The sequence below is a fragment of the Sediminitomix flava genome (genome assembly GCF_003149185.1).
Lineage (GTDB): Bacteria > Bacteroidota > Bacteroidia > Cytophagales > Flammeovirgaceae > Sediminitomix > Sediminitomix flava.
The window spans coordinates 1-1,018 of the sequence record NZ_QGDO01000039.1 but is presented as its reverse complement, the minus strand read 5'-3'; the positions used below and the strand labels follow the sequence as shown (position 1 = coordinate 1,018).

Here is a 1,018-nt window from a genome sequence, read left to right as displayed (position 1 = left end):
ATATATAGGTATCTCAATTTAGGTCGCCCAAACTCTGAGTTGGCTTTGGGTAACCTTGGTTGAGAAAACCAATCGTTCTATAATTTTCTTAAATATCGATTTTCGATACGTTCTTCTATTGAATCGGAAGTGAAATTCATCTAAATATCGCTCGATATACTCCTTACTAACGTGATGATGAGTACCTCTGATCCAATTTTTAATATTCATAATATGAAGGTGCAACTGTCTAAAATTTTGTCCATTTTCTGAATACTCTTGTTCAATGTTGTACTTCTTAGTAAGTGGAATATAACCAGTCCATTTATCTGTTCTGATTTGAGTATTCTCTGGATCTATATGTTGTTTGAAAATTTTTTCAAGTTCAGTGCTTGAATAATCTTCAATTTTAACGGCATACGCTCTACCAAATCCACCATCAGGAGTTATTTCTAATGCTACATTGACTAGTTTCTTATCTCCTTTAGCTCTGCCTTGGCTTTCTGAGTCATAACCACCTACAGCAAATTCGTCAACTTCCAGATAATTCTTTAAAGGATATCGTTGACTACTTCGCATAGCATATTGTACTTTTCGCCTAAAATTCAAACAGCTTTGATAACTCAATGACAACTTTTCGCTCAAACCCAAAGTGGATATCCCTTTCTTATCACAAGAAAGTCTGAATACCATTTCAAAGGCTATCATTAGCGAAAACTTCAATTGATGAAACAGCGTATGAGCCGTTGCTGACTCATCATATTTACACTTTTGACAGCGTCTCGAATGTGACTTTTTACCTTTCATGAACTTGCCATGACCACATTTTCTACATTTATAATTCTCAGCCCATTTCATGGAAGATAAATATTGAAGACAATCCTCCTCTGTTTGAAATGTTAAATAAAATGTTCTGTCGTCAAATCCTTCAAAAGTAATCATGATAAACCTCCTTCTTGTTTGACTACTAAAGTAAAGGCTGACTACGTAAATGAATTACGGTCTACTACATTGGGCGACTTAAGTTGAGATACCTATA

Annotated in this window: 1 protein-coding gene; it reads right to left on the bottom strand. The window is 34.7% G+C overall.

Features of this window, described 5'->3' with window-relative positions:
- Positions 1-18: 18 nt before the first annotated feature.
- Positions 19-921: an IS1595 family transposase gene (locus BC781_RS25395; protein ID WP_109623378.1), complete on the bottom strand. Its 903-nt coding sequence runs from the start codon at positions 919-921 to the stop codon at positions 19-21.
- Positions 922-1,018: the final 97 nt, after the last annotated feature.